Below are 19,458 nucleotides of genomic sequence, written 5' to 3'. Positions count from 1 at the left end.
TCTTCGTTTTAACACCCAGCCCAGCGGCCATGTCGATCCTATACGCCGCATCCCGCGCGCCGTACAATGCCGAGCTAAATTCCAGCCTCTGCAAGGACATAACGGCCACATGCGCACCAGTCAGTTCCTGCTCTCGACCCTCAAAGAAACCCCATCTGATGCAGTGGTCATCAGCCACCAGCTGATGCTGCGTGCCGGAATGATCCGCAAGCTGGCTTCCGGCCTCTATACCTGGATGCCGATGGGACTGCGCGCGCTGCGCAAGGCCGAGGCCATCGTTCGCGAGGAAATGAATAAGGCTGGCGCCTTGGAAGTGCTTATGCCCGCTATCCAGCCAGCTGAGCTTTGGCAGGAATCCGGTCGCTGGGAACAGTACGGCCCGGAGCTGCTGCGACTGAAGGATCGCCACAACCGGGAGTTCTGTGTCGGCCCGACCCATGAAGAGGTCATTACCGACCTGGCACGCAATGAGCTCCACAGCTACAAGCAGTTGCCGATCAACTTCTTCCAGATTCAGACCAAGTTCCGCGACGAGATCCGCCCACGTTTCGGCCTTATGCGTGGTCGCGAATTCCTGATGAAGGATGCCTATTCCTTCCACCTGTCTCAGGAGTCGCTGCAGGAAACCTACGATCGCATGCATCAGGCGTACTGCAACGTCTTCACTCGCCTCGGCCTCGACTTCCGTCCCGTGCAGGCGGACACCGGCTCCATTGGCGGAACCGGCTCCCACGAATTTCACGTATTGGCAGAGTCTGGCGAGGATGACATCGCCTTCAGCGATACCTCCGACTACGCCGCCAATATCGAGAAGGCCGAAGCCATTCCGCGCGAAACCGAACGTGGAGCGGCCAGCGAGGAGCTGCGCTTGGTCGATACACCGAACGCCAAGACAATCATCGAGCTGGTTGAGCAGTTTGATCTGGCCATCGAGAAGACTGTTAAAACGCTGGTGGTCCATGGCGTCGAAAAGGGCCAGCTGATCGCCTTGATCGTGCGCGGCGACCATGAACTCAATGAAATCAAGGCCGCGAACCTCGAGCAGGTCGCTAGCCCACTGGTGTTCGCCTCCGAAGCGGAAATCCGCGCTGCCATCGGCGCCGGCCCCGGCTCGCTCGGACCACTGAACCTGCCAATCCCCTGCGTGATTGATCGCTCTGTCGCACTGATGAGCGATTTCGGCGCTGGCGCCAATGTCGACGACAGGCACTATTTCGGCCTGAACTGGGAACGCGATCTGCCGCTGCCGCAGATCGCTGATTTGCGCAACGTCGTGGCTGGCGATCCTAGCCCTGACGGCCAGGGCAGCCTGGTCATCAAGCGTGGCATCGAAGTCGGGCACATCTTCCAGCTGGGCACCAAGTACAGCGAGGCCATGAACTGCCAGGTGATGGGCGAGAACGGCAAGCCGGCCACGCTCATCATGGGCTGCTACGGCATCGGCGTCTCCCGTGTGGTGGCAGCGGCGATAGAGCAGAACTACGATGACCGCGGCATTCTCTGGCCCGACGCACTCGCACCGTTCCAGATCGCCCTGGTGCCCATGAAGTATGAAAACGAGGCGGTTCGCGAGGCCACCGACCGGCTGTACGCCGAGCTCACCGCAGCAGGTTACGAAGTGCTACTCGATGATCGTGACAAAAAGACCAGTCCCGGCGTCAAATTCGCCGACATGGAGCTGATCGGCATCCCCCATCGCATCGTAATCAGTGATCGCGGACTAGCCGACGGCGCCCTGGAGTACAAGCACCGTCGCGATGCCCAGCCTCAACCAGTCGCGACTGCTGACATTCTGTCTTTCATCAACTCGCGTGCTCATCGCTGATCGGAAATCATGCTCAACCGACGTGTTGTCGTTTCAACCAGCGTCGCCCTTGGTGCGGCGCTGCTCCTAGGTGGCTGCGCCAACCACTTGCCGCAACGCAGCGAGCACGAGGCGCGCACGGAGCGCAAACTGCTTGACCATAGCCTGCGTATCGAGCTCGGCGAGCCGCAGGTACTCGAGCTACCGCAACGACGTATCCGCGTACAGGAGCAGAAGACCTTCGAAGTTACCGACTTCGAAGTCACGCGTCGTTACGATCGCTACACGCCCTACCAACCCTGGCGCGAGCTTTACGAAATACCCATGGGTGTCGTCGCCGTGGTCGCCGGTGTCGGCGCTAACGTGCTCAACGTCGTGATGCTCGGCAACATACCCGAGAGCGCCACCCGGGGCTGGATCAGCTACGGCTTCGCGGGCATCAACCCATTCATGAACGTCGAGTCCAACGGGCGCTCGCAGCAGAACCTGACGAGCCTCAATGAACAGCGGCGGGATGCGCGACTCGAGTACACCAGCCTGCCCTGGGCCGAGCGACCGGTGGCAGTCATGGCTGGCCCGCATACCCACGAACTCTCGACTGATCGCCACGGAGTTCTGCGCCTGAATCTTCTCGACGGCCCGTTCGCCGATCAGGATATTGCGCACCTGGGCAAGCTGCAGTTAACGGTGGAGGACCGCCAAGACGGCACTCGCGCCGACGCTACGCTGCTGGTCAGCCATAAGCTGCGCGGCAAACTACAGGAAGCCCATGACCTGATCTTCGATGACCTCGAAGGCGACGATGTAGCGCAATGGGTGCATCGCGTCCGACGCCTGTCTGAATTGGGCCTGGAGGAGGAAGCCAGTGAGCTGGAGCAAAGTCTCATCGAGCTGACCCGCAATGACCCGGAGCTGCAGCAGCAGTTTCTGCAAAGCCTGATCGAAGGCAGCAGCGGGAACTGAAACCGATGAAGACGCCCGTTCTTCTACTCGCCCTGCTGCTTGCGTATGCCCTGCCGGTAACCGCCAACATCCGCCAAGCTCCGGAACCCGAGCTGCGTGACCTCATGCAACGAACCGTTGCCGAAGCGGACAGTTTCCAGGATCGCTTCGATGCGGAGGTCTGGCTGGTGGACATGTCTGGTCGCCTCAAGCGCTACGTACCAGACGCCGAAGAACGATTGTCGATTCTCCGACTTGTGCATCGCGAGGCAAGCAAGGCGGGGCTGAAGCCCGAGCTGGTGTTGGCGTTGATTCATGCCGAAAGCCTGTTCGATCGCTTCGCCATTTCCAGCGTCGGCGCCCAGGGCATGATGCAGGTAATGCCATTCTGGAAAGCCGAACTGGGGCGCCCGCAGGACAACCTTACCGACAATGCGACCAATCTTCGCTACGGCTGCACCATCCTTAGCTACTACCTGAAGAAGGAAAACGGCGACATCAACCGGGCACTGGCGCGCTATAACGGAAGCCTGGGCAAGAACCGCTACCCCGCCAAGGTGATCGGGTTCTGGCAGGACTTCTGGTACGTCAAACCTTAGGGCGCTCGCACTACTCGCCTTTCAGCCGAGCAAGATGCGCGAGTATTCCTTCGGAGGTCTGCTCGCCAACCAGGCGCTCTCGCACAACGCCTTTGTCGTCGACCAGATAGGTAACCGGCAGCACTTCGCTGCGCGAAAGCTGCAGTCGCTCGGCAGGGTCGTCGCTGAGCACGCGAAAGCGAATCCCCAGCGCCTCGGCAGCCTGAGCAAGCTCCTCGCCGCGCAGCTCATCAAAGTTCACACCAAGCACTGCCAGCCCCTGCTCGCTTTCTGCCAACGCATTCAGTTCCGGTATCTCGGTACGGCAGGGTCCGCACCATTCAGCCCAATAGTTGATCAACAGCCATTGTCCCTGCATTTGTGCTGCCGTGATTTCACGTCCGTGCTGATCGACGCCCCAGTCCTTCTCGCAGGCGGACAGAAGCAGACAGGCAGACAGGATCAAGAACGAAACAAGTGGTTTGGCCATGGGAATTTCTCTTATCGAAGCGCTCGGAGCATACCGCGTCCCCTGCGCCCGAGGCACGCCTGGCGAGCCATATCCTGACGCAACGGCAAGCAGCGCCAAGTAACCGTCGCGTTTTTGCTGTTCTGCGATTCTGATCACGTGCCGCGGCGCTCAAGTGCACAGTTTTGCCGCGTTAGCGCTGTCTATAATTCCGCACCTTTCACCGTATGCCAGTGACGAAATCATGCCCCAACTCCACGACAAACTGATCGGTAGCGTACCCTCGCGGATCGTCGAGCAAGCAGCCATTGCCCTCACCACATACGACGGCCGCGTCACGGAGTTCAATGTCGCCAGTTGGCTGCAACTGCAGGGGCACGCAGGGCTGGCAGTGTCACTTGTCGCCAAATACCGTGACGGCCAGCAACATCGCGAGGCTGCCATCGATCACGGGCGAACCGATGGGGCTGGAAAGATTCTGCTGTCGGGGATCGCGCGACTACCGGTCCGGCACAAGATCGAAGACCTCCAAGTTCACCTGCGACCAGCAGCAGCGGTCGCAGCGATCACGGTCGAAGAACTGTTCGTCCATCCGGTCGAACCCGCCGCCGCCGAGATGAACGCAATTCAGGCCTGAGTCAGCCGGACCTTTTTCGGTTCCGGCTGCACAGAGCCTGACGCGGGCGATATAGCGTCCTGCTTAGCGAGCCGATCCACAAGCGACTCGGGCCAGTGCGTGAATTGCAGGCCGGTAAGGCGATTCAACGCCTCGAGCGCTGCGTCTGGCGCTCGCTGATGCAAATATAGAATGATGCTGCGCTTGCCTTTCATCACGCCTTCCTCCCAACCATCCAGGCTATAGCCAAAAGCGTGCCAGCACTGAACTAGCGGCTCGCACGCGCAGCTATGTGTGGTTAAGCGCTTTGCGGGTCACCCTATCAAGAGCAATCGAGACTCCACGCTTGCGCAATCCCTTCCCTTACTGACGATTTTTGTCACCGCCGGCCTGCAGCCAGTCGGCCAGGCTGCCACCGAACAGATTGGCCTGCTCCTGCTGCAGCAACTCCAGAGAACGACGCAGCGTTGGATACCAGGGTTCGTCGAGCTGGTCGGGTAGCTCGACACGCGCCGACAGTGGCCAAGGGTTGCAACGCAGCAGCTGATCAAGACTGTAATGGTTCAGATCACGACAGAGCACCCAGCCTCCCGAACCAGTTCGGCAGACAAGCTGCTCCTGTTCGAAAAACCCAAGAATGTCGTCCCATTCATCTTCCGGCAGACGCAGGCCGGCCTTGTGCAGATCGCGCAAATGAAGCTCCCGTCCCTCCTGCTGACGACGATGCAGATTACGCAAGAGCATCAGCATCACCAGCAAGCGCGGCAGCGGTCGCCGCCGCCATTGCTGCGACGAGGAAAGACCACATACCAGCTCGGCACCGAAAAGCACGACCATCCAGGACAGATAGACCCACAGCAGGAACAACGGAACGGCGGCGAACGCGCCATAGATCAGCTGATAGCTAGGGAAATAACTGACATACACGCCGAATAGTTGCTTAGCCGCCTCTAACAAAACCGCAGTGAAGCCACCGCCCACGAGGGCGTGACGCAGCGGAACGCGGGTATTGGGCACGGCAGCATAAATCAGCGTGAAGGCCGCCACGCTGAGCAGCAGTGGCATCACCTTGATCAGCGTACCGACACCGATTAGCGCATATGGCCCGGAAATCAACGAGAGCGAAGCAATGTAGGTGCTAGTGGCAAAACCCGCGCCCAATAACAAAGGGCCTAAACTGAGAATCGCCCAGTACAGCAGAAAGCTGGACACCCCTCGGCGCGGCTGCCGAACACGCCAGATGGTGTTGAAAGCCTTCTCGATGGTGAGCAGCATCATCAAGGCGGTCGCCATGAGAAACCCCACACCGAACCAGGTGAGCTGCCGCGCCTGACTGGTGAAGGCGAGCAGGTATTCCTGAATGGTCGCACCGGTAGAGGGAATGAAGTTGTTGAAGATGTAGAACTGGATCTGTTCGCCGACCCCCTTGAACGCGGGGATTGCCGATAGCATGGCGAAGGTGACGGTCATCATCGGCACTACAGCGAATAGCGTGGTGTAGGTCAAAGCCGCAGCGCTTTGAGGCCCCTGATCCGTCAGAAATCGTCGGACCAGAAAACGGGCAAATTCAAGCATGTTGTCGATGCGCTGATGCATCCCCTCTCCTTACAGGACTGCCTTGTGCCATGGATTCGACAGCTTCACGAGCAAAAGGACCCGGATCGACCGATACACCCGAATCAACAGAGCGGCACATTTCGGCCAGCGCCCCGATGAGGGTTAGAATGGCCACCTCTTCCAGCGAGACGCAACTACAAATGACCGAACTCACGCTGTACCACAATCCTCGCTGCTCCAAATCGCGTGGCGCGCTGGAGCTGCTCGAAGCCCGCGGCCTGACACCTGAAATCGTGCGCTACCTGGAAACGCCCCCCAGCGCAGCCGAGCTCTGCGCCCTGCTGGACAAACTGGGGCTGCCGGCCAGGCAGCTCCTGCGCACAGGCGAGGAAGAATACAAGAGCCTCAACCTGGCCAACCCTGATCTCAGCGAAGCCGAGCTCATCGACGCCATGATCGAACACCCACGCCTGATCGAGCGCCCGATCCTTATCGCCGGTGACAAGGCGATTATCGGTCGACCACCGGAAAAAGTGCTGGAGATCCTGCCGTGAGCGCGCCCTATATCCTTGTGCTGTATTACAGCCGCCACGGTGCTACCGCCGAAATGGCCCGGCAGATCGCCCGCGGGGTTGAGATGACCGGGCTGGAAGCGCGCCTGCGCACCGTACCTGCTGTCTCCACCGAGTGCGAAACGGTTGCGCCAACCATTCCCGACTCGGGTGCACTGTATGCGACCCTCGAAGATCTTAAGAATTGCGCAGGCCTTGCGCTAGGCAGCCCCACTCGCTTCGGCAACATGGCGGCGCCCCTGAAGTACTTCCTCGACGGCACCAGCAGCCTGTGGCTGACCGGCGAACTGGTCGGCAAGCCGGCCGGCGTATTCACCTCGACCTCCAGCCTGCACGGGGGACAGGAAAGCACGTTGCTGTCGATGTTGCTGCCGCTGCTGCACCACGGAATGCTGGTGCTCGGCCTGCCATACAGCGAGAACGGGTTGCTGGAAACCCGCGGTGGTGGCACGCCTTACGGTCCTAGTCACCATGCAGGCGCAGACGGCAAACGCTTGCTGGACGAGCATGAAATCGCTCTCTGTCGCGCCCTTGGGCAGCGCCTGGCGCGCACGGCACAGCGGTTGGAGACGCCCCTTGGCTAAGAAGCGTAAACCACTGCCATCACTGGAATGGCTCACCCCTCGGGTGAAAGCCAGCCGTGCCATCAGCCTGGCCTGCTTTTTCGGCCTTGCCGCGCTGCTGACCGTATGGAACCTCGTATTTGCCGATCTGCACGGTGCCAGAATATGGGTCGTGCTTAGCATCCAGCTCGTTCCACTGCTACTGGTCGCCCCCGGGATGATCTCGGGCAGCCCGCGGGCACATGCCTGGACCTGCTTTATCGTCAACCTGTACTTCATTCAGGGCGTGCTGGCGGCGATCGATCCAGCGCGGATGGTCTACGGCTTGCTGCAGGCAGCCATCAGCCTGACCCTGTTCACTGCGGCGTTGCTGTATACCCGCTGGAGCTACCAGTACGAGCGCAAGGCGATGGGAGAGGCATGAAGAAAGGCGGCATCGGCGGGCGCCTAGAGGCGCTCCGCCAGCGCCAGCCGGCTACCAGCCGAGCGTTTCCTTGAGAAAGGGAATGGTCAGCTTGCGCTGTGCCTGCAGCGACGCTTGGTCCAACTGATCGAGCAGTTCGAACAGCGCATTCATGCTGCGCGAGCCGCGGGTCAGGATGAAGCGGCCAACATCGTCTGGAAGGTTCAGCCCACGACGTGAGGCACGCAGCTGCAGCGCGCGCAATTTGTCCTCGTCGGATAGCTGCTGGAGCTGGAACACCAGCGCCAGACTCAGGCGCGACTTGAGGTCAGGCAGATTGACTGCCACCTCGCGCGGTGAGGCACTCGCCGCCAGCAACAGCCGCCGACCAGCATCACGCAAGCGGTTGAACAGGTGAAACAGCGCCTCCTCCCAAACCGCGTCCCCCGCGACCGCGTCCAGATCATCCAAACAGACCAGCTCGCATTGCTCCAGGTTATCCAGCAAGGCCGGGCCGTATTCGACTACCTCGGCGAGCGGCAGATAAACGGCCTGCTCGCCGCGCTCCTCCACCCGCAGACAAGCAGCCTGCAACAGGTGGCTGCGGCCAACGCCGGCTTGCCCCCATAGGTAGATCAGCTCATCGGACCAGCCGGCGGCCGGCGAGCACAGCCGTTCCACATAGCCGAGCGCCGCGGCATTGGCGCCGGGATAGAAGTTGGCGAAGGTAGCGTCGTCGCGCAAGCGGACGCCTAGGGGAAGCTGGATGGGTTTCATGGCTGGCTGGGTGATTCGGCCGGTGCACCGGCGGGCTCGGCGTAAAGGTCCGAGAGTTTATAGAGATCGTGCACATGGCGCAGCAGAACCATGATCACGGCCGCCACGGGTAGCGCCAGCAGCACACCCGTGAAGCCGAACAGCTGACCACCAGCGAGCACGGCGAAGATCACTGCCACAGGGTGCAGCCCGATCCGATCGCCGACCAGCAACGGTGTCAGCAGCATACCTTCGAGCATTTGCCCCACCGTGAACACAGCCGCAACACCCAGCAACGGGTACGGTGCCAGCCCGAACTGGAACAGCACAGCCACCACGGCCGCGCCGATTCCGACGACGAAGCCCATGTACGGCACAATGCTGGCAAGTCCGGCGAGCACGCCGATGAGCAGCCCCAGCTCAAGCCCCACCAGCATCAGGCCGGACGCATAGATGACGGCCAGCGCGAGCATGACCAGCAACTGACCACGCAGGAACGCACCGATCACCTCATGGCACTCGCTCATCAATCGCACCACCATGCCCTCACGCTTGCGCGGTAGCAGACTGCGCAGCTTGAGCATGATCAGATCCCAGTCGCGTAGCAGATAAAAGCTCACCACCGGAATGAGCAGCAGATTGCCGATCCAGGCGAGCAGGGCCAGGCTCGACGCCGTGGCGTGGCTGAGGATCATCCCGAGCACATCGGTGGTGCTGCCCAGATGCGCGGAAAAGGCGGCCTTGAGCTGATCGAGGCGCCAGAAGTTCTCCTCCAGACCGAACTGGGCCTGCACCCATGGCAGCGCATGTTGCTGCAACCAGTCGAGGGTCAGCGGAGCCAGCTGGTAGAGCCGCACCAGCTGCTTGCCCAGCATGGGCAGCAGCACCAATAGCATCAACAGCATCAGCAGACTGAACAGGGCGAATACCGCGATCACACCCCAGGTTCGTGAAAGCCCCCAGCGCTCCAGACGATCGACCAAGGGATCGCCCAGATAGGCCAGCAGAATGCCGATCAGAAAGGGCGTGAGAATTGGCGTAAGCAGGTAGACCAGCCAGACGCACAGCAACAGGCCCGCCAGCCACAGCCAGCGGTTCGAATCATTCACGGTCATGCTCAATGCCTTCCCTGCAGGGCGATCGCCAAAAACATTTAAGTGGGTACTGCTGGGTCACCAGCGAAAACGCAACACTGTACCCGCCTCGGCCGCCTCAGGCGCGCTGGTAGATTCGCCTGTTTCACCACCGTGTTCGCCCATTGGCTGATTCGCATCCAGCGGCGGCTCGTCGTCCGGGACCTCTTGCAGCCGCGCCAGCGACAACTGCGCGCGCAGCTGCTCAGGACTGGCGTTTACTCGGTAAACCAAGCGATCACTTTCCACCCGCAACAGGCTGCCGCCGAACGGTTCGAGCAGCCGATCCAGCTCGGCAAAGCGGGCAACGTCGGCTCCGATGATTTCCAGGGTGATATCCGATGCCGCCCCCGGGGCCACCACATAGCGCGGTGCCAGATACTGACTGACAGCCAGCAGCACCGCATCGGCCAGCGCCTCGAGGGTCTCGGCTTCAGCCTTGCCGTCGCGCTCTTCGTCATCGAGCCAGACTCTCCATTGCGCTTGCCAGGCGGAATCGGTCTCCCGGGCAAGGACCGCCAGCAGAACATCCGCGTCATAGCGCTCGGAGGCATCGCCCAGGGCCTGGCGGCTATTGGCGCCGAAGGCGTTCGGCGTCGCCATTAGCTGCTCGGAAAGGTCAGCTAGCGGCAGGCGCAACGGCAGACCACGATGCTGCGCAGCGGCCCGCAACGGTGCCGCGCTGTCTTGCCCGTCCCCCAGGAGCTGCGTGCCCTCGACCCGCTCATTCAACCACCACGCCAGCAGCGTCGGTCGGTTGGTGCCCCATAGCGACACTCCGGCACGGCGCAGGCTTCGCTCGGTAGTGCCCGGATCGAACTCGACAACGATGTGCTCACCCTCGTAACCGTACTTGCTGATCAGTTGTTGCGGATCCTCCCGCAGCGCGGCGACGGCCTGGCGCTTGCCGGCCTCAGCATCGCCGGTCAAACGCAGCAGCAGCGTATCGAAAGCACGCTGCAGTGCTGCGGCACGCTCCTCGGCCTGCTGACCGGAGACAGGCTCGCGCACCTGGTACAGACCTCTGAGCTGTTCAGCCTGACTGGGCAAGGCCGCGCCCAGTGCGAGGCACAGGACAAGTAGTCGGTAGATAAGGCGCATGATGTTTCTCGCAGGCCACTGGGGCAGGAAGTAAAGGGAACAGAACGCTACACCTTAAACAGCCGCCCTAAACGCGGCAACCGCCTACCGCACAGAAGGCCAAGTCGTACCCACACTGGCCCCGCCTCATCGCGGCAGTCGGGATGGCCGCTGTGCGGCAAGCCTGATAAAATCGCGCGCTTTCCGCAGACCGGTTCCGGCGCTTGTCCGAGCGCGGCATCCAACACCTGTGGCAAACGCTACGCCGGCGTGCAAACCGGCGTTCAATCGGCCTCTGTGGTGGCAACACCAGATTGGCTAGTCGTTTGCGCAAACTTGGATGCAACTGACCGGTCGACACCCGCACTCCTTTCACAGGTCCGGATTCTATGAGCAAGCAACCCTCCCTCAGCTACAAGGACGCAGGCGTCGACATCGATGCAGGCGAAGCGCTGGTCGAACGCATCAAAGGCGTGGCCAAGCGCACCGCACGACCTGAGGTTATGGGTGGCCTTGGCGGCTTCGGCGCCCTGTGCGAAATCCCGGCCGGCTACAAGCAGCCGGTGCTGGTATCCGGCACCGACGGCGTCGGCACCAAGCTGCGTCTGGCGCTGAATCTGAACAAGCACGACAGCATCGGCCAGGACCTGGTCGCCATGTGCGTCAACGACCTGGTGGTGTGCGGCGCCGAGCCGCTGTTCTTCCTCGACTACTACGCCACCGGCAAGCTCAACGTCGACGTAGCCGCCACCGTGGTCACCGGCATCGGCGCCGGCTGTGAACTGGCCGGCTGCTCGCTGGTCGGCGGTGAAACCGCCGAGATGCCTGGCATGTACGAGGGCGAGGACTACGACCTCGCCGGCTTCTGCGTCGGTGTAGTGGAAAAGAGCGAGATCATCGACGGCTCGAAAGTCGCCGCCGGTGACGCGCTGATCGCGCTGCCCTCCTCCGGCCCGCATTCCAACGGCTACTCGCTGATCCGCAAGATCATCGAAGTCGCCGGCGTCGACATCGAGAGCACCCAGCTGGCCGGCAAGGACCTGACCGAACTGCTGATGGCCCCCACACGCATCTACGTCAAGCCGCTGCTCAAGCTGATCAAGGACACCGGCGCGGTCAAGGCCATGGCCCACATCACCGGCGGCGGTCTGCTCGACAACATCCCGCGCGTACTGCCCGATGGCGCCCAGGCGATCATCGACGTGGCCAGCTGGACCCGCCCGGCGGTGTTCGACTGGCTGCAGGAAAAGGGCAACGTCGACGAGCATGAAATGCACCGCGTGCTCAACTGTGGCGTCGGCATGATCATCTGCGTCGCTCAGGACCAGGTCGAATCCGCACTGGCCAACCTGCGCGCTTCCGGTGAATCGCCATGGGTAATCGGTGAGATCTCCAGCGCAGCGGAAGGTGCTGAACGCGTCGTGCTGAATAACCTGAAACAGCACTGATGACCGCAACCTGCAATGTGGTGGTATTGATTTCGGGGTCCGGCAGTAATCTGCAGGCCCTGATCGACAGCCAGGCCAAAGGCAATCCGGCACGCATCCGTGCCGTGATTTCCAACCGCGCCGATGCATTTGGCCTGATCCGGGCGCAAAGTGCTGGCCTCCCCACTGCGGTGCTCGATCACAAGGCGTTCGAGGGACGCGAATCGTTCGATGCTGCGCTGATAGAGGTGATCGATGGTTATGCACCGGACCTGGTGATTCTGGCCGGTTTCATGCGCATCCTTACGTCAGGTTTCGTCCGCCATTACCACGGTCGCCTGCTGAACATCCACCCTTCGTTACTGCCCAAGTACAAAGGCCTCGACACCCACCGACGAGCGCTCGAAGCGGGCGACAGCGAGCACGGATGCAGCGTGCACTTCGTCACGGAGGAGCTCGATGGTGGGCCGGTAGCGATCCAGGCCGCCCTTGCGGTTAGCCCCGGCGAGAACATTGAGGTGTTGACTCAGCGGGTGCACGCAGCAGAGCACCAGATCTACCCGCTGGCCATGCGTTGGTTCGCCGAGGGGCGCTTGCGCCTTGCCGAACAAGGCGCGATGCTGGATGGCGTCACCCTGCCGGCCTCCGGCTATCAGATCAGAATCTAGGAGATAACATGCGTCGCGCCTTGCTGCTCGCTCTCGCCGTGCTGGCCCTGCCGGTCCAAGCCCTGGAGCTCAAGCCCTTCTCCGCAAACTACACCGCCGACTGGAAACAGGTACCGGTCAGCGGCACCGCCCAGCGCAGCCTGGAGCGACTGGACGATGGCAGCTGGCGGCTGGATTTCGAGGCCTCCATGCTGGTTGCCAGTCTCAACGAACGCAGCACCTTCCGCACCGAAGGCGACACCTTCCTGCCGTTGAGCTATCGCCTCAAGCGCAGCGGCCTAGGCAAGGGCAAACGTGTCGAGCACCGTTTCGACTGGGACAACAAGCAAGTCGAAGGCAGTGACCGTGGCGATCCGGTGAAGCTGCCGCTGCATCGTGGGCTGCTGGACAAATCGACCTACCAGCTGGCCCTGCAGCACGAAGTGGCCGCCGGCAAGAAAAGCATGAGCTACCAGGTCGTCGACGGCGACGAGATCGAAACCTACGATTTCCGTGTACTGGGTGAAGAGAAGGTCAGCACCAAGGCCGGTCAGGTAGACGCGATCAAGGTAGAACGCGTGCGCGACCCCACGCAGAGCAAGCGCGAAACCATTCTCTGGTTCGCCACGAACTGGGACTACCTGCTGGTCCGCCTGCATCAGGTGGAAAAGGACGGCAAGGAATACCAGATCATGCTCGAAGAAGGCCGCGTCGACGGCAAGGTCGTCAAAGGCAATTGAACCGTTGCGGCAGCCCCAGGCTGCCGCCCCTCCGACACCTGCCGAGCCTCCTGATGACTCCTTCACGCCTGCTGCTGGCTTTATTGCTCCTGCCCCTGGCGGGCTGCCAGACCTTTTTCGCCGATCGCTCCACACCACAACCTGCAACCGAACGGCTGCAGGGCGAGGTTCGGCAGGTCAACGGCCAGCTGCAGCTGCAGAGCTGCCAGGGGCAACGGACGCTGAACCTTCTGGAAGGAAGCTCCGGTCTGCAGGATGAAGCCCAGGCATTGATGACCAGCGATCAGGACCTGTTGTTCGCCGACCTGCGCGGGACGCTCAGCCAGACGAAACCGAACGGTAAAGGCGAGCTAGCGTTAACCCGCATCTACCGCTTGCAGCGTGAGGGACACGGCTGCAACGAAGAGAATTTCAAGCAACTGATCCTTCGCGCCAGCGGGCATGAACCTGGCTGGATGCTCACCGTGACCACGCGCGGCATGTTGCTTGTGCGCCAAGGTGAGTCGCCGATCGCTCTGCCCTATCTAGAGGAGCAGCTGCCTGGCGGGCAGCTCAGCTTCACCAGCGAAGCTAATGAACATCGACTCGACCTCTGGGTCGCGCCGCAGCGTTGCGTCGACAGTGCCAGCGGCACCGTCAGCCACCTGAGCGCCGAACTCCGTCTCGATGGCCAGACATGGCGCGGCTGTGCCTACTACGGCGGCGCACGCGACGACTGATCTCCACGACTGCGGGGCGTTCGCCGCGCTCATCCTGAAAGAACTGCATCCATGAACAACGCCCTGAATCTGCTGCACCCCTACCCCTTCGAGAAACTGCGCGGCCTGTTGGCGGGCGCACAGCCTCCGGCTGACAAACGCGCCATCGCCTTGTCGATTGGCGAGCCGAAGCATCGCTCGCCGGACTTCGTTGCTCAGGCGCTGGCGGACAATCTCGATCAGCTGGCCGTGTACCCGACCACCCTAGGCATCCCGGCGCTGCGCGAAGCGATTGCACGCTGGTGCGAGCGGCGCTTCGGCCTCGCCGCAGACGCAGTGGACCCGGGGCAGCACGTACTGCCGGTAAATGGCACCCGCGAAGCCCTGTTCGCCTTCACCCAGGCCGTGGTCGATCGCAACACCAATGGACTGGTGGTCAGCCCCAACCCGTTCTATCAGATCTATGAAGGTGCAGCGCTGCTGGCTGGGGCCACACCGCATTACCTGCCATGTCTGGAGCAGAACGGCTTCAACCCGGACTTCGATGCCGTGCCGGCAGATGTCTGGCAGCGCTGCCAGATTCTCTTCCTCTGCTCGCCGGGCAACCCGACCGGCGCGCTGGTGCCACTAGAGACGCTGAAAAAGCTGATCGCCCTGGCCGACCAGTACGACTTCGTCATTGCCGCCGACGAGTGCTACAGCGAGCTGTACTTCGACGAGGCCAATCCGCCTGCAGGCCTGCTCACCGCATGCGCTGCACTGGGCCGCGACGATTACAAACGCTGCGTGGTATTTCATAGCCTGTCGAAGCGCTCGAACCTGCCGGGGCTGCGCTCAGGCTTCGTCGCCGGCGACGCCGAGATCCTCAAGGCTTTCCTGCTCTACCGCACCTACCATGGCTGCGCCATGCCCGTGCAGACCCAGCTGGCGAGTATTGCTGCCTGGAGCGACGAGATTCACGTGCGCGCCAACCGCGAGCTGTATCGCGCCAAGTTCGATGCCGTGCTGGAAATACTCGCGCCGGTCATGGACGTACAACGTCCGGACGGTGGTTTCTATCTGTGGCCGAAGACGCCAATGGATGACCAGCAGTTCACCCGCGAGCTGTTCGCGCGAGAACATGTGACGGTGGTGCCTGGCTCCTACCTGTCACGCGAAGTGGACGGCATCTCACCGGGCGCCGGCCGCGTCCGCATGGCATTGGTCGCCCCTCTGGCCGAATGCATCGAAGCGGCGCAACGCATTCGCCACTTCATCGAGTCGCTCTGATCACAACGCCGGGCGGCGGCCAAACCGCCCGGCTCGCCCAAGCTCAGGCGACCCCTGGCGGGATCGCATCCTTGCCGTAGTTACGCAGCTTTTCCAGGTTTTCCGGCTTCATGTGCTCCGGCACGTCTGCGCTCGGATGTTCGTCACGGGGCTCTGGATGCGCCTGCTCATTGGTCGGTCCGGTTCGCTCGTCGTGGTCGCTCATACGTTGCCTCCTGTTCAGATGGCATGTTCTTCCCAGATCAGCTCACCTTCGTCGCTGACCTCTATCACTTTAGTCAATGCCGCCTCGGCGATCGCATCGGCTTCGGAGGCCAGGTCGTAGCGGCGGCCATCGGCAACCTTGAACACCTGCAGATGCTCGTCGCTGTCGCGTCGCTTGATAGCTATAACCGCTTCGAACGCATCCTCGGCGGGCACCGCCGAAGATATCGCCTCGAAATTCTCGAAATGCTTGCGTGCCATTACTCTTCACCTCACCGTTGCGATTGTCATCAATGGACAACACCATCGCTGTAAAAGGTCGAGATCAGTGGCTGAACGACAGTCCGGCAGCAGGCTCGAAGCTGAACGGGTAGCTGGAGAACTCACCATGAAAATAACTGAACACTATGCGCAAACCGAACCCAGCCGCGAGGCGGTGGATGCCATGCACGGACCGGTGCTGCTGGAGTTCGGCACCGCCTGGTGCGGACATTGCCGTGCCGCCCAGCCACGGATCGCCGAGGCACTGGCCGACCGGTCGGGCATCAGTCACCTGAAGATCGAGGACGGTCCGGGCCGCCCGTTGGGGCGGTCGTTTCGGGTGAAGCTCTGGCCAACCCTGATCCTGCTGCAGAACGGCCAGGAGCTGGGACGCGTCGTGCGACCGGAGCACAAGCATGCAATCGATCAAGCGCTGGGCGAAGCAGGAAAGGCCTGAACGTCGCGTCTCCATGGCATCCGTAGCACCACCTCCCGGAATGCTTGACCTGCCGGGCGCGCTCCGCGGTCCATCATCCGACGAGGCATGGCATAATCCGCCGTCCAGTTTTGCAGGAGCCTTGGAGAGTCGTTTATGTCCGAATCAGATCAGCGGTTGTGCCTATACGGAATCAAAGCCTGCGACACGATGAAAAAGGCCCGTACCTGGCTCGACGAACACGGACTGGACTACGACTTCCACGACTACAAGAGCGTCGGCATAGACCGCGCCCATCTGGAAGCCTGGTGCAATGAACACGGCTGGCAGACCATTCTCAACCGTGCAGGCACCACCTTCCGCAAACTGGACGACGCTGCCAAGGCCGATTTTGACCAGGCCCGGGCCATCGAGCTGATGTTGGCCCAACCGTCGATGATAAAACGCCCGGTACTCGACCTGGGCGGTAAGACCCTGATTGGCTTCAAGCCCGATCTTTACGCTGCCCAGGTGGCAGCGCCGAACTGAATAGCCGCCCACCAGACGGCGCGGCCGACAAAAAAAGGAAATCCTATGTCCGCAACCCTATTCAGCCTCGCCTTTGGCGTTGGCACCCAGAACCGCCAGGGCGACTGGTTGGAAGTCTTCTATGCACAGCCGCTGCTGCAGCCAGCCGGCGAGCTGGTTGCCGCGGTTACTCCGCTGCTTGGCTATGCCGGTGGCAACCAGGCGATCACTATCACCACCAGCCAGGCCGCCCAGCTGGCCGATGCACTCAAGCCGCTCGATGCCACACAGTACGCCCTGCTGACCCGTCTGGCCGAGAGCCAGCGCCCGCTGGTCGCCACTCTACTGGCTGACGACGCGCCACTGAGCTCAACCCCCGAGGCTTACCTCAAGCTGCACCTGCTCTCCCACCGCCTGGCCAAGCCACATGGTCTGAATCTGACCGGCATCTTCCCGCTGCTGCCCAATGTCGCCTGGACCAACCAAGGTGCCGTGGATCTTGGCGAGCTGGCCGAGCGCCAGCTGGAAGCGCGCCTGAAGGGCGATCTGCTGGAAGTCTTCTCGGTGGACAAGTTCCCGAAGATGACCGACTACGTAGTGCCGGCTGGCGTGCGCATCGCCGATACCGCCCGTGTGCGCCTCGGCGCCTACGTCGGTGAAGGCACCACCGTAATGCACGAAGGCTTCATCAACTTCAATGCCGGTACCCAGGGTCCAGGCATGATCGAAGGCCGCGTCTCGGCCGGCGTGTTCGTCGGCAAGGGCTCGGACCTGGGTGGCGGCTGCTCGACCATGGGTACCCTGTCCGGCGGCGGCAACATCGTCATTTCCGTTGGCGAAGGCTGCCTGATTGGCGCCAATGCCGGCATCGGCATTCCGCTGGGCGATCGCAACACCGTGGAGTCCGGTCTGTACATCACTGCCGGCACCAAGGTCAGCCTGCTCGATGAAAACGATCAGCTGGTCAAAGTCGTCAAGGCCCGCGAACTGGCCGGTCAGAGCGACCTGCTGTTCCGGCGCAACTCGCAGACCGGCGCAGTGGAGTGCAAGACCCACAAGTCGGCGATTGAGTTGAACGAGGCGCTGCACGCGCATAACTGAGCAGGAGCAGCGGCAAGCTGCGAGCCATGAGCGCCTGCCTTGCCGCATCCCCTGCAGCTGGAGGTTTGCCGCTTATGGCCCTGTTCTCTCCCTGGCGCGCTGACTTCCCTGCCCTGGCGGTACTCGAAGCGCAAGGCCAGACCTATCTCGACAGCGCCGCCACGGCCCAGAAGCCGCAGGCGCTGATCGATGCCCTCAGCGGCTATTACACCTGCGGTGCGGCCAACGTGCACCGCGCCCAGCATCAGCCCGCCGAACGCGCCACTCGTGCCTACGAGGCCGCGCGCATCAAGGTCGCCAAGTGGCTGCATGCGGCTTGCCCTACCGAAATCGTCTTCACCCGCGGTGCCACCGAAGCGCTCAACCTGCTTGCCTACGGGCTGGAACATCTGATCGGAGCCGGTGACGAGATCGTCATCAGCGCCCTCGAACATCACGCCAACCTGCTGCCCTGGCAACAGCTGGCCAAACGGCGCAATGCCAGGCTTCAGGTGCTACCAATCGATAGCGCCGGCCGCATCGATCTGGCCGCGGCTGCCGAGCTGATCGGGCCGCGTACGCGCCTGTTGGCAGTGAGCCAGCTGTCCAACGTTCTCGGCTGCTGGCAGCCGCTCGACGAGCTGCTGCGTCTGGCCAAGGCGCAGGGTGCGTTGACCGTCGTCGACGGTGCCCAAGGCGTGGTTCATGGGCGCCACGACATGACCACGCTGGGTTGCGATTTCTACGTGCTGTCGAGCCACAAGCTCTACGGGCCGGATGGTGTCGGCGCACTGTATGGCCGCGGCGAATCATTGCTGCAGCTGCGCCACTGGCAGTTCGGCGGCGAGATGGTGCGCATCGCCGACTATCAGAGTGCCGAATTCCATGCCGCGCCACTGGGTTTCGAGGCCGGCACGCCGCCAATCTCTGGCGCCATTGGCCTCGGCGCGACGCTGGACTATCTTGCCGCGCTCGACCTCACTGCTATCGACCGTCATGAACAGGCGCTGCACGATCAGCTGCTCGCCGGCCTCTCCGAACGCAGCGGCATTCGCCTGCTCGGCTCGCCGCAGCTCGCCCTGGCCAGCTTCGTTGTCGACGGCGTGCACCACTCCGACCTCGGCCATTTGCTCACCGAGCAGGGCATTGCCGTGCGCAGCGGCAATCACTGCGCCATGCCGCTGATGAAGCACCTCGGTCTGGATGGTGCAACCCGCGTCTCGCTCGGGTTGTACAACGATGGCACTGATCTCGAGCGGTTCTTCAGCGCCCTGGATCAGTCTCTGGAGCTGCTGCGATGACTGATTTGCCGCAGGCCGCCGTCGAGGCGCTGGACGCATTCACTCAGGCATCCGGCTGGGAGCAGCGCGCGCGCCTGCTGATGCAGTGGGGTGAGCGGCTGGAGCCGCTGAGCGAGAGTGAGCGCAGCGATGCCAATCTGGTATCGGGCTGCGAAAGTCACGTGTGGCTGGTCGGTGTGCCACATGCGGGTCGATGGCATTTTCGCGCGACCAGTGATGCCCGACTCATTCGAGGGCTGTTGGCCGTACTGCTGGCGAGGGTGAACGGTCTGGATGCGGGCGAGCTGGCGGCGGTGGACATGGCCGACTGGTTCAGCCGCCTCGGCCTTTCGCGGCAACTGTCACCATCGCGCAGCAACGGCATGACCGCCGTGCTGCGCCGAATGCGTGAGCTGACCGGCTGATCCGGTCAGGA

At 62.2% G+C, this 19,458-nt stretch carries 25 protein-coding genes; 17 read left to right on the top strand and 8 right to left on the bottom strand.

Annotated elements, in window-relative coordinates:
- Positions 1 to 109: 109 nt before the first annotated feature.
- From UIB01_RS06775 to UIB01_RS06765, 3 genes are read left to right on the top strand one after another with little or no spacing between them, the layout of a single operon-like run.
- The gene (locus UIB01_RS06775; protein ID WP_038658059.1) at positions 110 to 1,825 is read left to right on the top strand and encodes a proline--tRNA ligase; all 1,716 of its coding nucleotides are present in this window, start codon (positions 110 to 112) and stop codon (positions 1,823 to 1,825) included.
- A gap of 9 nt (positions 1,826 to 1,834) precedes the next feature.
- The gene (locus UIB01_RS06770) at positions 1,835 to 2,767 is read left to right on the top strand and encodes a hypothetical protein (protein ID WP_038658057.1); all 933 of its coding nucleotides are present in this window, start codon (positions 1,835 to 1,837) and stop codon (positions 2,765 to 2,767) included.
- 5 nt (positions 2,768 to 2,772) lie between these two features.
- The gene (locus UIB01_RS06765; RefSeq protein WP_038658055.1) at positions 2,773 to 3,345 is read left to right on the top strand and encodes a lytic transglycosylase domain-containing protein; all 573 of its coding nucleotides are present in this window, start codon (positions 2,773 to 2,775) and stop codon (positions 3,343 to 3,345) included.
- 10 nt (positions 3,346 to 3,355) lie between these two features.
- On the opposite strand, the gene UIB01_RS06760 is transcribed toward UIB01_RS06765, so the two are convergent.
- A complete protein-coding gene (locus tag UIB01_RS06760) occupies positions 3,356 to 3,814 on the bottom strand; it encodes a TlpA family protein disulfide reductase (RefSeq protein WP_038658053.1) in 459 nt (152 codons plus the stop codon).
- 223 nt (positions 3,815 to 4,037) lie between these two features.
- Between UIB01_RS06760 and UIB01_RS06755 the strand changes: the two genes are divergently transcribed.
- Positions 4,038 to 4,430 (top strand): hypothetical protein, encoded by a 393-nt coding sequence (locus UIB01_RS06755; RefSeq protein WP_038658051.1) that lies wholly within the window; start codon positions 4,038 to 4,040, stop codon positions 4,428 to 4,430.
- Here UIB01_RS06755 and UIB01_RS23385 read toward each other — a convergent pair.
- Positions 4,421 to 4,624: a hypothetical protein gene (locus UIB01_RS23385; RefSeq protein WP_038658049.1), complete on the bottom strand. Its 204-nt coding sequence runs from the start codon at positions 4,622 to 4,624 to the stop codon at positions 4,421 to 4,423. The genes UIB01_RS06755 and UIB01_RS23385 overlap by 10 nt on opposite strands.
- Before the next feature lie 148 nt (positions 4,625 to 4,772).
- On the bottom strand, positions 4,773 to 6,005 hold the full coding sequence (locus tag UIB01_RS06745; RefSeq protein ID WP_038658047.1) for a YihY family inner membrane protein: 1,233 nt from the start codon (positions 6,003 to 6,005) through the stop codon (positions 4,773 to 4,775).
- Positions 6,006 to 6,166: 161 nt separating this feature from the next.
- On the opposite strand from UIB01_RS06745, the gene arsC reads away from it, so the two are divergent.
- Genes arsC through UIB01_RS06730 form a run of 3 tightly spaced genes read left to right on the top strand, consistent with a single transcriptional unit; the run spans position 6,167 to position 7,525 of the window.
- A complete protein-coding gene (gene arsC, locus UIB01_RS06740; protein WP_038665475.1) occupies positions 6,167 to 6,520 on the top strand; it encodes an arsenate reductase (glutaredoxin) in 354 nt (117 codons plus the stop codon).
- The gene (gene wrbA / locus UIB01_RS06735; RefSeq protein ID WP_038658045.1) at positions 6,517 to 7,122 is read left to right on the top strand and encodes an NAD(P)H:quinone oxidoreductase; all 606 of its coding nucleotides are present in this window, start codon (positions 6,517 to 6,519) and stop codon (positions 7,120 to 7,122) included. Before arsC ends, wrbA begins: the two co-directional genes overlap by 4 nt.
- Complete coding sequence (locus tag UIB01_RS06730) at positions 7,115 to 7,525, top strand: DUF2069 domain-containing protein (RefSeq protein ID WP_038658043.1); 411 nt, start codon at positions 7,115 to 7,117, stop codon at positions 7,523 to 7,525. Before wrbA ends, UIB01_RS06730 begins: the two co-directional genes overlap by 8 nt.
- A 51-nt stretch (positions 7,526 to 7,576) precedes the next feature.
- Here the strand turns inward: UIB01_RS06730 and hda are convergent, their stop codons facing one another.
- The 3 genes from hda to UIB01_RS06715 are packed head-to-tail and all read right to left on the bottom strand — an operon-like array spanning position 7,577 to position 10,494.
- Positions 7,577 to 8,281, bottom strand: a complete 705-nt coding sequence (hda, locus tag UIB01_RS06725; RefSeq protein ID WP_038658040.1) for a DnaA regulatory inactivator Hda — start codon at positions 8,279 to 8,281, stop codon at positions 7,577 to 7,579.
- Positions 8,278 to 9,375 carry an AI-2E family transporter gene (locus UIB01_RS06720; protein ID WP_080695054.1) on the bottom strand — a complete coding sequence of 366 codons (1,098 nt, stop codon included), beginning with the start codon at positions 9,373 to 9,375 and terminating at the stop codon, positions 8,278 to 8,280. Before UIB01_RS06720 ends, hda begins: the two co-directional genes overlap by 4 nt.
- Before the next feature lie 57 nt (positions 9,376 to 9,432).
- The gene (locus UIB01_RS06715) at positions 9,433 to 10,494 is read right to left on the bottom strand and encodes a DUF2066 domain-containing protein (RefSeq protein ID WP_038658038.1); all 1,062 of its coding nucleotides are present in this window, start codon (positions 10,492 to 10,494) and stop codon (positions 9,433 to 9,435) included.
- Between the two features lie 368 nt (positions 10,495 to 10,862).
- On the opposite strand from UIB01_RS06715, the gene purM reads away from it, so the two are divergent.
- Genes purM through dapC form a run of 5 tightly spaced genes read left to right on the top strand, consistent with a single transcriptional unit; the run spans position 10,863 to position 15,254 of the window.
- Positions 10,863 to 11,921, top strand: a complete 1,059-nt coding sequence (purM, locus tag UIB01_RS06710; RefSeq protein ID WP_038658036.1) for a phosphoribosylformylglycinamidine cyclo-ligase — start codon at positions 10,863 to 10,865, stop codon at positions 11,919 to 11,921.
- Positions 11,921 to 12,568, top strand: a complete 648-nt coding sequence (gene purN, locus UIB01_RS06705) for a phosphoribosylglycinamide formyltransferase (RefSeq protein WP_038658034.1) — start codon at positions 11,921 to 11,923, stop codon at positions 12,566 to 12,568. Before purM ends, purN begins: the two co-directional genes overlap by 1 nt.
- Before the next feature lie 8 nt (positions 12,569 to 12,576).
- Complete coding sequence (locus tag UIB01_RS06700) at positions 12,577 to 13,287, top strand: DUF3108 domain-containing protein (protein WP_038658032.1); 711 nt, start codon at positions 12,577 to 12,579, stop codon at positions 13,285 to 13,287.
- Between the two features lie 53 nt (positions 13,288 to 13,340).
- Positions 13,341 to 14,006: a COG3650 family protein gene (locus UIB01_RS06695; protein WP_038658030.1), complete on the top strand. Its 666-nt coding sequence runs from the start codon at positions 13,341 to 13,343 to the stop codon at positions 14,004 to 14,006.
- A 51-nt stretch (positions 14,007 to 14,057) separates the two neighbouring features.
- Positions 14,058 to 15,254, top strand: a complete 1,197-nt coding sequence (gene dapC / locus UIB01_RS06690; RefSeq protein ID WP_038658028.1) for a succinyldiaminopimelate transaminase — start codon at positions 14,058 to 14,060, stop codon at positions 15,252 to 15,254.
- Between the two features lie 43 nt (positions 15,255 to 15,297).
- On the opposite strand, the gene UIB01_RS23225 is transcribed toward dapC, so the two are convergent.
- Both UIB01_RS23225 and UIB01_RS06685 read right to left on the bottom strand, forming a co-directional pair.
- Positions 15,298 to 15,459, bottom strand: a complete 162-nt coding sequence (locus tag UIB01_RS23225; protein WP_180983553.1) for a hypothetical protein — start codon at positions 15,457 to 15,459, stop codon at positions 15,298 to 15,300.
- A 14-nt stretch (positions 15,460 to 15,473) separates the two neighbouring features.
- Positions 15,474 to 15,719: a hypothetical protein gene (locus UIB01_RS06685; RefSeq protein WP_038658026.1), complete on the bottom strand. Its 246-nt coding sequence runs from the start codon at positions 15,717 to 15,719 to the stop codon at positions 15,474 to 15,476.
- A 127-nt stretch (positions 15,720 to 15,846) separates the two neighbouring features.
- Here UIB01_RS06685 and UIB01_RS06680 point away from each other — a divergent pair, with 127 nt between their 5' ends.
- The 5 genes from UIB01_RS06680 to UIB01_RS06660 all read left to right on the top strand — a co-directional run bounded on the left by UIB01_RS06680 (position 15,847) and on the right by UIB01_RS06660 (position 19,447).
- Positions 15,847 to 16,176 carry a thioredoxin family protein gene (locus tag UIB01_RS06680; protein ID WP_038658024.1) on the top strand — a complete coding sequence of 110 codons (330 nt, stop codon included), beginning with the start codon at positions 15,847 to 15,849 and terminating at the stop codon, positions 16,174 to 16,176.
- Positions 16,177 to 16,311: 135 nt separating this feature from the next.
- The gene (locus UIB01_RS06675) at positions 16,312 to 16,683 is read left to right on the top strand and encodes an ArsC family reductase (RefSeq protein ID WP_038658022.1); all 372 of its coding nucleotides are present in this window, start codon (positions 16,312 to 16,314) and stop codon (positions 16,681 to 16,683) included.
- A gap of 45 nt (positions 16,684 to 16,728) precedes the next feature.
- Complete coding sequence (gene dapD, locus UIB01_RS06670; protein WP_038658019.1) at positions 16,729 to 17,763, top strand: 2,3,4,5-tetrahydropyridine-2,6-dicarboxylate N-succinyltransferase; 1,035 nt, start codon at positions 16,729 to 16,731, stop codon at positions 17,761 to 17,763.
- Positions 17,764 to 17,837: 74 nt separating this feature from the next.
- The gene (locus tag UIB01_RS06665) at positions 17,838 to 19,043 is read left to right on the top strand and encodes an aminotransferase class V-fold PLP-dependent enzyme (RefSeq protein WP_038658018.1); all 1,206 of its coding nucleotides are present in this window, start codon (positions 17,838 to 17,840) and stop codon (positions 19,041 to 19,043) included.
- A complete protein-coding gene (locus tag UIB01_RS06660) occupies positions 19,040 to 19,447 on the top strand; it encodes a SufE family protein (protein ID WP_038658016.1) in 408 nt (135 codons plus the stop codon). The genes UIB01_RS06665 and UIB01_RS06660 overlap by 4 nt, the downstream gene beginning before the upstream one ends.
- Positions 19,448 to 19,458 lie beyond the last annotated feature (11 nt).

Origin of the sequence: Stutzerimonas decontaminans (genome assembly GCF_000661915.1) — a bacterium.
Taxonomy (GTDB): domain Bacteria; phylum Pseudomonadota; class Gammaproteobacteria; order Pseudomonadales; family Pseudomonadaceae; genus Stutzerimonas; species Stutzerimonas decontaminans.
Note: the sequence above shows the minus strand (reverse complement) of the source record. Positions and strands in the feature narration are given on the sequence as shown.

Excerpts from the sequence above, each read along its gene's own strand:
- arsC (WP_038665475.1), top strand. The coding sequence starts at position 6,167 with ATGACCGAACTCACGCTGTACCACAATCCTCGCTGCTCCAAATCGCGT.
- UIB01_RS06700 (WP_038658032.1), top strand. The coding sequence starts at position 12,577 with ATGCGTCGCGCCTTGCTGCTCGCTCTCGCCGTGCTGGCCCTGCCGGTC.
- UIB01_RS06680 (WP_038658024.1), top strand. The coding sequence starts at position 15,847 with ATGAAAATAACTGAACACTATGCGCAAACCGAACCCAGCCGCGAGGCG.
- UIB01_RS06665 (WP_038658018.1), top strand. The coding sequence starts at position 17,838 with ATGGCCCTGTTCTCTCCCTGGCGCGCTGACTTCCCTGCCCTGGCGGTA.
- UIB01_RS06770 (WP_038658057.1), top strand. The coding sequence starts at position 1,835 with ATGCTCAACCGACGTGTTGTCGTTTCAACCAGCGTCGCCCTTGGTGCG.
- UIB01_RS06765 (WP_038658055.1), top strand. The coding sequence starts at position 2,773 with ATGAAGACGCCCGTTCTTCTACTCGCCCTGCTGCTTGCGTATGCCCTG.
- UIB01_RS06755 (WP_038658051.1), top strand. The coding sequence starts at position 4,038 with ATGCCCCAACTCCACGACAAACTGATCGGTAGCGTACCCTCGCGGATC.
- hda (WP_038658040.1), bottom strand. The coding sequence starts at position 8,281 with ATGAAACCCATCCAGCTTCCCCTAGGCGTCCGCTTGCGCGACGACGCT.
- UIB01_RS06775 (WP_038658059.1), top strand. The coding sequence starts at position 110 with ATGCGCACCAGTCAGTTCCTGCTCTCGACCCTCAAAGAAACCCCATCT.
- UIB01_RS06760 (WP_038658053.1), bottom strand. The coding sequence starts at position 3,814 with ATGGCCAAACCACTTGTTTCGTTCTTGATCCTGTCTGCCTGTCTGCTT.
- UIB01_RS06715 (WP_038658038.1), bottom strand. The coding sequence starts at position 10,494 with ATGCGCCTTATCTACCGACTACTTGTCCTGTGCCTCGCACTGGGCGCG.
- UIB01_RS06695 (WP_038658030.1), top strand. The coding sequence starts at position 13,341 with ATGACTCCTTCACGCCTGCTGCTGGCTTTATTGCTCCTGCCCCTGGCG.
- purN (WP_038658034.1), top strand. The coding sequence starts at position 11,921 with ATGACCGCAACCTGCAATGTGGTGGTATTGATTTCGGGGTCCGGCAGT.
- UIB01_RS06660 (WP_038658016.1), top strand. The coding sequence starts at position 19,040 with ATGACTGATTTGCCGCAGGCCGCCGTCGAGGCGCTGGACGCATTCACT.
- UIB01_RS23225 (WP_180983553.1), bottom strand. The coding sequence starts at position 15,459 with ATGAGCGACCACGACGAGCGAACCGGACCGACCAATGAGCAGGCGCAT.
- UIB01_RS06720 (WP_080695054.1), bottom strand. The coding sequence starts at position 9,375 with ATGACCGTGAATGATTCGAACCGCTGGCTGTGGCTGGCGGGCCTGTTG.
- UIB01_RS06685 (WP_038658026.1), bottom strand. The coding sequence starts at position 15,719 with ATGGCACGCAAGCATTTCGAGAATTTCGAGGCGATATCTTCGGCGGTG.
- UIB01_RS23385 (WP_038658049.1), bottom strand. The coding sequence starts at position 4,624 with ATGAAAGGCAAGCGCAGCATCATTCTATATTTGCATCAGCGAGCGCCA.
- UIB01_RS06675 (WP_038658022.1), top strand. The coding sequence starts at position 16,312 with ATGTCCGAATCAGATCAGCGGTTGTGCCTATACGGAATCAAAGCCTGC.
- dapC (WP_038658028.1), top strand. The coding sequence starts at position 14,058 with ATGAACAACGCCCTGAATCTGCTGCACCCCTACCCCTTCGAGAAACTG.
- UIB01_RS06745 (WP_038658047.1), bottom strand. The coding sequence starts at position 6,005 with ATGCATCAGCGCATCGACAACATGCTTGAATTTGCCCGTTTTCTGGTC.
- purM (WP_038658036.1), top strand. The coding sequence starts at position 10,863 with ATGAGCAAGCAACCCTCCCTCAGCTACAAGGACGCAGGCGTCGACATC.
- dapD (WP_038658019.1), top strand. The coding sequence starts at position 16,729 with ATGTCCGCAACCCTATTCAGCCTCGCCTTTGGCGTTGGCACCCAGAAC.